This window comes from Streptomyces sp. NPDC127084 (assembly GCF_042724175.1).
Classification (GTDB): Bacteria; Actinomycetota; Actinomycetes; order Streptomycetales; family Streptomycetaceae; genus Streptomyces.
In genome coordinates, this window is record NZ_JBHXFA010000021.1 from 1 (window position 1) to 9,657 (window position 9,657).

Annotated in this window: 7 protein-coding genes; 3 read left to right on the forward strand and 4 right to left on the reverse strand. The window is 69.2% G+C overall.

Annotated elements, in window-relative coordinates; genetic code table 11:
* Positions 1 to 209: 209 nt before the first annotated feature.
* Positions 210 to 1,547, reverse strand: a complete 1,338-nt coding sequence (locus tag ACFWI9_RS07700) for an MATE family efflux transporter (protein WP_387159672.1) — start codon at positions 1,545 to 1,547, stop codon at positions 210 to 212.
* Positions 1,548 to 1,973: 426 nt separating this feature from the next.
* Between ACFWI9_RS07700 and dnaB the strand changes: the two genes are divergently transcribed.
* Positions 1,974 to 3,461: a replicative DNA helicase gene (dnaB, locus tag ACFWI9_RS07705; RefSeq protein ID WP_387159674.1), complete on the forward strand. Its 1,488-nt coding sequence runs from the start codon at positions 1,974 to 1,976 to the stop codon at positions 3,459 to 3,461.
* Positions 3,462 to 3,791: 330 nt separating this feature from the next.
* On the forward strand, positions 3,792 to 5,129 hold the full coding sequence (locus ACFWI9_RS07710) for a serine hydrolase domain-containing protein (RefSeq protein WP_387159676.1): 1,338 nt from the start codon (positions 3,792 to 3,794) through the stop codon (positions 5,127 to 5,129).
* Between the two features lie 67 nt (positions 5,130 to 5,196).
* On the opposite strand, the gene ACFWI9_RS07715 is transcribed toward ACFWI9_RS07710, so the two are convergent.
* Positions 5,197 to 6,069 (reverse strand): GNAT family N-acetyltransferase, encoded by an 873-nt coding sequence (locus ACFWI9_RS07715; protein ID WP_387159678.1) that lies wholly within the window; start codon positions 6,067 to 6,069, stop codon positions 5,197 to 5,199.
* Between the two features lie 317 nt (positions 6,070 to 6,386).
* On the opposite strand from ACFWI9_RS07715, the gene ACFWI9_RS07720 reads away from it, so the two are divergent.
* Positions 6,387 to 7,949, forward strand: a complete 1,563-nt coding sequence (locus tag ACFWI9_RS07720) for a globin domain-containing protein (protein WP_387159679.1) — start codon at positions 6,387 to 6,389, stop codon at positions 7,947 to 7,949.
* 13 nt (positions 7,950 to 7,962) lie between these two features.
* On the opposite strand, the gene ACFWI9_RS07725 is transcribed toward ACFWI9_RS07720, so the two are convergent.
* Positions 7,963 to 8,442, reverse strand: a complete 480-nt coding sequence (locus ACFWI9_RS07725; RefSeq protein WP_387159681.1) for an NUDIX domain-containing protein — start codon at positions 8,440 to 8,442, stop codon at positions 7,963 to 7,965.
* Between the two features lie 100 nt (positions 8,443 to 8,542).
* Complete coding sequence (locus ACFWI9_RS07730; RefSeq protein ID WP_387159683.1) at positions 8,543 to 9,448, reverse strand: LysR family transcriptional regulator; 906 nt, start codon at positions 9,446 to 9,448, stop codon at positions 8,543 to 8,545.
* Between the last annotated feature and the right edge of the window lie 209 nt (positions 9,449 to 9,657).

Here is a 9,657-nt window from a genome sequence, read left to right on the forward strand (position 1 = left end):
CCCCTGCCCGACTCCGGGCCGCCCTGAGCCATGCCCTCGCCACCGTCCAGGAGCGGCTCGGCGAACCGGGCACGCGACTGGTCGCCGTCACCCGCCACGGGGGGTGCACCCGCCCCGGCGGCCCCCCCGCCCCGCGCCGCCCCCCCGCCGCGGGGGGCCCCCCCCCTCTTTGCCGTTTCACGTGAAACGTGTCCGGGACTGCGCTCGGGTCAGAGGGTCGCTCCCGTGACGATCCAGCGGCCGGAGCGGGTACGCAGCCACAGGGTCAGCATGCGCACGGTCATCATCAGCGCCATGGCCGCCCAGAGGGCGGTGAGACCACCGCCGAAGGCCGGGACGAGCAGGGCGACGGGGGCGAAGACGGCCAGGGTCAGGAGCATCGCCACCGCCAGATAGCGACCGTCGCCCGCGCCCATCAGCACCCCGTCCAGCACGAACACCACCCCGGCCACCGGCTGGGAGAGGGCCACCACCAGAAGTGCCGGGAGCAGAGCGCTGTGCACGAGTTGGTCTCCGGTGAACAAGGGGATGAAGAGCGGTCGGCAGAGCACGAGCAGGACGCCCAGCACCAGGCCCGAGACGATGCCCCACAGCACCATGCGACGGCAGACCTGCCGGGCGCCTTCGGGATCACCGGCACCGAGATAGCGGCCGATGATCGCCTGGCCCGCGATGGCTATCGCGTCCAGAGCGAAGGCCATCAGGGACCACAGGGAGATGATGATCTGATGCCCGGCGATCTCGGTGTCGCCGAGGCGGGCGGCCACCGCTGTGGCGATCAGCAGTACGGCGCGCAGCGAGAGCGTACGCACCAGCAAGGGCGCTCCCGCTTGGGCGCTGGCGCGTATCCCCGCGGCGTCGGGCCGGAGGGAGGCGCCATGCCGACGGGCTCCGCGGATGACGACCATGAGATAGGCCGCGGCCATTCCGTACTGGGCGAGCACGGTTCCCCAGGCGGACCCGGCGATGCCGAGCCCGGCACCGTAGACGAGCCCGGCGTTGAGTACCGCGTTGGCCGTGAAGCCCGCGATGGCCACATACAGAGGGGTACGGGTGTCCTGGAGCCCACGCAGCACCCCGGTGGCGGCCAGGACGACGAGCATCGCGGGGATACCCAGGCTGGAGATGCGCAGATATGTGATGGCGAAGGGTGCGGCGGTGTCCGACGCCCCGAAGAGCTCGACCAGCCAGGGGGCGCCGGGCAGTGTCACGGCGATCACGACGGCGCCCAGCACCAGGGCGAGCCAGATCCCGTCCATCCCCTGACGGATGGCGGCGCTGAGCTCTCCGGCCCCGACACGTCGGGCGACCGCCGCGGTGGTCGCGTAGGCGAGGAAGACGAACATGCTCACCGCGGTCATCAGCAGCGCTGCGGCGACCCCGAGTCCGGCGAGCTGGGGGGTGCCGAGATGCCCGACGATGGCGCTGTCGACGAGCACGAAGAGCGGCTCTGCGACCAGTGCGCCGAAGGCGGGGACCGCGAGTGCGACGATCTCGCGGTCATGCTTTCGCCGGCTGCTGTGCGGTGCCACGGTGGCCTGGGTCATGCGGGCAATCTAATCTTCCACAGGTAAGGAATACAAGGCATATGTGATCCTTACCAATCTCGGAGATGGACCTTCGGCTGTGCGCCGTTTGTTCTGATCTTGGTCCGCCTGGGAAAGTTTTTCTCCCCCACAGCCAGTGGACGGAGAACGTGCAGGTCAGATGGGCTGTCGCGGTGATCGCGTGAACTTGTCCACAGCTGTGTCCCCCGATCCGTGCACAGGTTCCGGGGAGTTCTCCACAGCATCTCGCCGCTCGTCCACATGGCCTGTGGATAACCAGATTGGCTGACGGTGCCGGGAGCCCTAACGTAGACCGGCGCTCGACGTGCCGGAGGCGGAGTCGGGCCGTTCGTTTTTTGTCAGTGCCGTGCCGTAGAAAGAGGGCACGGAGAGGTCCGTGGAGCGGACGGGAGGGGAGGGCGGCCGGTGAGCATTCCCGAGCCCCTGGACGAGCCTTGGGCCGACGTCGGTCCGGGTGCTCGGCTGCCCGTCTCGCGCCAGAGGCGCGGCGACGGCCGTGGACGTGGCCGTGAGGAGCAGCACGACCGCGGTCCGGAGAGCGGCCCATGGGACGACGGTGCCCCCGGCGGGTTCGAGCGGGTCCCCCCGCAGGACCTCGACGCCGAGCAGTCCGTCCTCGGCGGAATGCTGCTGTCCAAGGACGCCATCGCGGACGTCGTCGAGATCCTCAAGGGCCATGACTTCTACCGGCCCGCCCACGAGACCGTCTACCAGGCGATCCTCGACCTCTACGCCAAGGGCGAGCCCGCCGACCCCATCACGGTGGCCGCCGAGCTGACCAAGCGCGGTGAGATCACCCGGGTCGGCGGTGCCTCGTATCTCCACACCCTGGTCCAGTCGGTGCCGACCGCGGCCAACGCCTCGTACTACGCGGAGATCGTCCACGAACGGGCGGTGCTGCGCCGCCTGGTCGAGGCGGGTACACGCATCACCCAGATGGGGTATGCGGCGGACGGCGACGTGGACGAGATCGTGAACTCCGCGCAGGCCGAGATCTACGCCGTCACCGAGCAGCGCACCAGCGAGGACTATCTGCCACTCGCCGACATCATGGAGGGCGCGCTCGACGAGATCGAGGCGATCGGCTCCCGCAGCGGCGAGATGACGGGTGTCCCCACCGGCTTCACCGACTTCGACTCCCTCACCAACGGTCTGCATCCCGGCCAGATGATCGTGATCGCCGCACGTCCTGCCATGGGTAAGTCCACCCTGGCCCTGGACTTCGCCCGGGCCGCGTCGATCAAGAACAATCTGCCCAGCGTCATCTTCTCCCTGGAAATGGGCCGCAACGAGATCGCGATGCGCCTGCTGTCCGCCGAGGCGCGGGTGGCCCTGCACCATATGCGCTCGGGCACCATGACCGACGAGGACTGGACCCGACTGGCCCGTCGAATGCCGGACGTCTCCCAGGCCCCGCTCTACATCGACGACTCCCCGAATCTGTCGATGATGGAGATCCGCGCCAAGTGCCGCCGGCTCAAGCAGCGCAACGATCTGCGACTGGTCGTCATCGACTACCTCCAGCTGATGCAGTCCGGCGGCTCCAAACGAGCGGAAAGCCGCCAGCAGGAGGTCTCGGACATGTCCCGTAACCTCAAGCTGCTCGCCAAGGAGCTGGAGGTCCCGGTGATCGCGCTATCCCAGCTGAACCGTGGCCCCGAGCAGCGCACCGACAAGAAGCCGATGGTCTCCGACCTGCGTGAGTCCGGCTCCATCGAGCAGGACGCCGACATGGTCATTCTGCTGCACCGCGAGGATGCCTACGAAAAGGAGTCCCCCCGCGCCGGCGAGGCGGACCTGATCGTCGCCAAGCACCGTAACGGCCCGACGGCCACCATCACGGTGGCGTTCCAGGGGCACTACTCGCGGTTCGTGGACATGGCGCAGACCTGAGATTACGAACGACGAGTCGGCCACGCGACGGGTCTGCCAACGGAAGTGTCTGACTTTGAACCGAACGCAGGCGCTCGGTCCGCAGCCGTAGGTAGCTCCGCGAGCGGGTAGGCGTCAGCCGGTTCGGTGAGGTGCCGCCCTGCGCGGACGGGCTCGAAGGGACAAAGGATCTCACTCCGGGCGTCGCGGCATGACACTGGCGCTGAGATGCAGGCCTGGACGGGAACGCTGTGTGGGGGCGACGAGGTCGTCTGGTAGAGCTTGAGCGTGAACTCAGCCTATTCGTCGTGTGATGTCCCTCCCCTGCTGCCCAGCACCGCACGTGCTCTGATGCATCGCGTTGCCGTCGCCCAGGCCGAGGGGCGGGCGCCGTCGCTGGTCGGGGCGGTCGGCAGGGATGGCAGGTGCCTGTGGAGCGGGGCGCGTAGCTGCGTCGTTGATGAAGTGCCGGATGCCGAAACCCAGTACCGCGTCGGGTCCATCACCAAGACGTTCACGGCGGTTCTCGTGATGCGGCTGAGGGATGAGGGGCGGCTGGATCTGGGCGACCCGTTGGAGAAGCATCTGCCCGGCACCGGCGTGGGTGAGGCGACCGTCGCACAACTCCTCGGGCACAGCGCCGGATTGGCTGCGGAGAGTCCGTCTCCGTGGTGGGAGCGCACGCCGGGCACGGTCCGGCCGAGGCTGCGTGATGTGCTCGGTGACCGACCGCTGCCGCACCCTGTGGGCCGCCGCCATCACTACTCCAATCCCGGCTATACGCTGCTCGGTTCACTGGTCGAGGCGGTACGGGGGGAGCCTTGGGAAGCCGTGCTGCGTCAGGAGATCCTCGAACCGCTCGGGATGCACCGGACGAGCGCCCAACCGCAGGCGCCGCACGCGGGCGGCTGGGCCGTGCACCCGTGGGCCGATGTGATGATGCCCGAACCCGCCCATGACCTTGGCCTGATGGCCGCCGCCGGGCAGCTCTGGTCCACCGCGTCCGACCTCTGCCGCTTCGGAGGCTTCCTCGCCGACGGCGATGAGCGGGTGCTGAGCGCCGATTCCGTACGGGAAATGCGTAGGCCCTCCGTGCCGCCCGAGTCCGGCGACTGGGAGAGCGGTTACGGTCTGGGACTTCAGCTGGTACGCAGGGCGGGACGCACCCTGATCGGCCACTCCGGATCGCTGCCCGGATTCATCGCCGGCCTGTGGGTGAGTGTGGAGGAGGGCGTCACCGGGGTCGCGCTCGCCAACGCCACATCGGGTCCGCTGACCGTCGCTGTGGCGGGCGACCTCGTCGGGATCGTGGCCGACGCCGAGCCGAGATTCCCGGAACGCTGGCGACCCATGCCTGAGGTGGACCCGTCTGTTCTGGAACTTGCCGGGCCCTGGTACTGGGGCACCCATGCGTTCGGGCTGAAGGTGGTGGCCGACCACGGTCTGGAGCTCTATCCACTCAAGGGAGGCGGTCGTGGCGCGCGCTTCCGTGCCGAGGCGAGTGGTCCCGCCTGGGTCGGGCTCGACGGGTACTACGCCGGGGAGACGTTGACCGTGGTGCGACGAAACGATGGCACGGTGGACCATCTAGATCTGGGGTCTTTCGTCTTCACCCGTGAGCCCTATGACCCGGCAGCGGAGGTTCCGGGAGGAGTGGACGCGGTCGGCTGGCGTGGACTTCCGCGGTGAGCAGTCCGTGTTTCACGTGAAACGGTCCGGCCGTCAGCCCTGACGGCGCGATGCGTCGCCCTCCTGTTCAACCCGCCGCGACCGTCAGGGGCGCGAAGCGACGGCTCCAGGCTCCCGGGAGCTCCCCGGAGCCCCGCAACATCACGGTGTTGAAGGCGACCGTCGACAATCCGCATGACTTCACCCAGTCGAGCAGCTCACCATGGCGTACGTCGATGTCCGTACGCAGCGGTCGGTCACTGCCCGCCGCGAGCGAGGCGATCAGGGACTTCGCGGTATCCGTGTCACGGGCGATGAGCGGCCCCACCACATGGGTCTCCATGTTCGGCCAGGCCGCCGCAAAACCGGTGAGGACACCTTCGGACTCCGCGACCCTGAGCTGATCGGCGAAAGCCGGAAGCCTCGTGATCATGTGGGTGCGGTCCTGGCCGAAGACCTCGGCGTCCAGGCGCAGGATGGCGGGAAGATCCTCGGCGGTCGCCGGGCGGGTGAGGGCTTGTGGCGCCGGTCCGGTGAGCCGGAACGAGCCCCGGACCATCTCGGCTCTGCCGACGGTCCCGAAGCCCAGTTCCTCGTACAGCGGCTGGCCGGTCGGGGTGGCATGCAGGGTGAGCGGTATCTCGCCGGTCTCGGCGATGACGTACTCCATCAGCCGCCGCCCCACGCCCTGGCGGCCGAACCGCTCGGCCACCAACACCATGCCGATGGCGGCGAGCTCGCCGTGCTGCCCCGAGCGAGGTCCGTAACGCGTCACCACGCAGGCGGTGACGAGGCCCTTGCCCGAAGGGTCATCGATGCCGTATCCCGTGCCCGCGGCGAGAAGCAGGCCCCATTTGTGTTCCTCGCGGGGCCAACCCCGGTCCTCTGACAGATCGGCGCAGATGGTGACATCTGCCCTGGTCAGACGCCGAATGGGGAGCTGGTCGAGCGGTGTTGACATGAGGTCAGGCTGTCGGACCAGATGATCGTTCGTCCAGCGCTTTACCAGAACTGGCCGAGACAAGTCCGGTGTTCTTGAAACCGGGATACGGGCATGGGGCAATGCAGCGTAACGGGAGAACAACCGCGGAGACCCGGACTTTCCGCTCTTTGTCCCCCCGGCGGTATCCGGCTGGCATGCTGCGGCGAAGGTGTTGCGGACAGTGTCACAGTTCAGTCCCACTCGTCCTGATTCCCGCGGAGCGGGGATCTGAGGCACGTTCCTGGGCAGCGGGAAGTGCGTAGACCGACCGAAAGACGCTCGAGGCGAGGCACACTATGGACGCTCCGACCACCGCGTCGGCGGACAAGGGCACTTCAGACGAGAACAGCGATAGCCAAGACAGTCGAGACGAGCCAGACCGCCGCGAGAAAGGCGCCGACTGGTTCACACCGCGCAAGCGAGGCACCGCGAACCGGTCGGCGTCGCTGCGTGCGGACGGGAATGGCGGTGGTGGGGGTACCGCCACCGGTGGCGATACCGGCGGGGACAGGGGCGCTGAGGGACGGAGAGCCGGCCCGCGCCGGCCCGTCGCCGCGATACGGCCGGTCGGCACGGGGGCGGCGAGGGCCGCGGCGATGCCCCCGCCAGCTGCGCCGTTCGCTCCGGTGATGCCCCCGCCGGACGCCATGTCGGCGCCCCTCCCGGGCGCCGCCTCCGAGGCACCGCCGACCGGACCGCCGATCGCCCCGGCCGCCCAAGCACCCGCTTCCCGTACGCGGAACTCCGCCGCATCGCCGGACGCCGTCCTGGTGCGGCGGACGATGGAGGAGATAGCGCCCGTCGCGGACAAAGTGACCTCCTACTTCTACGCGCTGCTCTTCGTCCGGCACCCCGAGCTGCGCGCCCTGTTCCCCGCTGCGATGGATGCCCAGCGGGACCGGCTGCTCAGGGCCCTGCTCACGGCGGCGGAGCACATGGACAACACCGAAGTACTCGTCGACTATCTGGGGCATCTGGGCCGTGGCCACCGCAAGTACGGCACCCAGCCCGCTCACTACCCGGCGGTGGGCGAGGCCCTCATCGGCGCGCTCAGCCGCTTCGCCACGACCACCTGGAACCCCGGCACCGAGGCCGCCTGGGTCCGTACGTACACGACGATCTCGCAGATCATGATCGACGCCGCCGCGGAGAACGAGCGGTACGCCCCGCCCTGGTGGCATGCCGAGGTGGTCTCGCACGACCTCAGGACCCCCGAGATCGCGGTCATCACCGTGCGTCCCGACCAGCCGTACGGGTTCCTGGCCGGTCAGTACACGAGTCTGGAGACCCCGTGGTGGCCGAGGGTCTGGCGGCACTACTCGTTCGCCGGGGCGCCGCGTACCGACGGCCTGCTCTCCTTCCACGTCAAGGCCGTCCCCGCCGGCTGGGTCTCGAACGCCCTGGTCCATCACGCCCGCCCCGGTGACGTGCTGCGCCTCGGTCCTCCCGGCGGGTCCATGACCGTGGACCACAACTCCGACAGCGGGATGCTGTGCCTGGGCGGCGGCACGGGGATCGCCCCCATCAAGGCGCTGGTCGAGGATGTCGCCGAGCACGGCGAGCGCCGCCCCGTGGAGGTCTTTTACGGGGCGCGCAGCGACCATGACCTCTACGACATCGACACGATGCTGCGACTCCAGCAGAGCCATCCATGGCTGCGGGTGCGTCCCATCGTCGACGACAGGGCCCAGTTGCCGGATCTCGTGCGTGCGTACGGTCCGTGGAACGAGTACGACGCCTATCTGTCGGGGCCGATCGGCATGATCCGCAATGGCGTGCACACACTCCGGGGCATCGGCATACCCTTCGAACGGATCCGCCATGACTCCCTGGAGGACCTGGTCGCCGCGGCGGAGTGAGCGGCTGGTGCCATCAGCCCAGGTCGGGAGCGTGCATGGCCCGTACGCCCTCGATGTTGCCGTCCAGATAGTGCCGCAGGGACAGCGGAACGAGGTGGACGGCCGCGATCCCGACACGGCTGAAGGGCACCCGGACGATCTCGTACTCGCCGAGCGGCTCCTCCACTTCCGGGCCATGCCGCCGTGACGCGTCCATCGACGCCAGGCGGCAGACGAAGAAGTGCTGGACCTTCACGCCCGCCACTCCTCCGTCCACGATGTGCTCGACGGTGTCGACGAAGCAGGGCACCACATCGACGATCTTGGCGCCGAGCTCCTCGTCCACTTCCCGGTGCAGGGCGTCCACGACGGTGGCGTCCGTGGGCTCGACTCCGCCTCCTGGGGTGACCCAGTACGGGTTTATGCCCGGCTTTGTGCGTTTGATCAGAACGAGATCAGCGCCGTCGAGCAGGATGGCGCGTGCGGTGCGCTTGACCACTGGCCGTTCGGTCATGGCAAGAGAGTGGCCCGCGACACCCGGTCTGAAACTCGGAACCCCCGGTCGTCGCTCGGTGCCACCTCTGCTCGTGTGTACGTCACGAACATGATGAACGTCACCAGTCGGCTGCTGCGCGCAGCAGCTCCTCGTGGGCGCGGGCGATGTGGGGCAGTGCCAGCGTCCCGGCGCGGACGACGAGGAAGTAGGTGCGCAGCGGTGGCACGTCGGGTTCCAGCAGTGCCACGATCCGGCCGCTCGCCAGATCCCGCTGGCACAGATAGCGGGGCAGCACCGCGAGCCCGGCACCGGCTGCCGTGGAGTCCCGTACCGCCCGCAGATCCGGCGCTATGACGGTCGCCGCAGCGGCCGGGGGGCTGTCGAAGACGGCGGACCAGTACCGGGACACGAAGGGCAGGGACTCATGGACCTCGACCACCGGCAGCTGCTCCAGCACGAGGGAGTGCTTGCCCCGGCGCAGCTCGGGTACGAGGCGCGCCGCCCAGCGCGGTGCGGCGACCAGGACGTGCTCCTCGTCGCAGAGCGGAGTCGGGGTGAGCAGTCCGCCCCGGGGACGGGCCGCCGTGATGGCCAGATCGTGATGCCCGGCCGCGAGTCCTTCGAGGGCCTCCTCGGCGTTGCCCGCGAAGGAGGTCCGTAATGCGAGGCCTCCCGCTATGAGGGGGGTGAGTGCCGGAAGCACCCGCAGTGAGGTGAACTCGGGCGGTCCGGCCAGATGCAGCGTACGGACGACGCCCGAATCCTCGTCCAGGTCGAGCCCCGCCTCCGCGATCTCCACCAGGGCGTCCAGATGCGGTGCGGCCCGGTGGGCGAGCTCGTCGCCGATCGGTGTGGGCGTGACCCCGCGCGGCTGCCGCAGGAAGAGCGGCCGTCCCAGTTGTCGCTCCAGAGTGCGTATCTGGCTGGTCACCGCAGGCTGGGAGAGCCCGAGCAGTGTGGCGGCGCGGGTGAACGAGCCGGCCCGGTGCACCGTGACGAATGTGCGCAACAAGGCCAAGTCCATCGTCCAACTATAAATAAGTCGATAGGCCGCTGTCGTTGGCGTGATTGGACACTGACGCAGGGTCAACTAGCCTTGTTCGAGCGGATCACCGCCGCGGAACCGGGGGGGGGGGGGGGGGGGGCGCGGGGGGGGGGGGGGCGCGGGGGGGGCCCGCGCGGGGCCGCGCCCCCCCCCCCCCCGCCGCCCGCGCCCCCGCCCCCCCCCCCCAC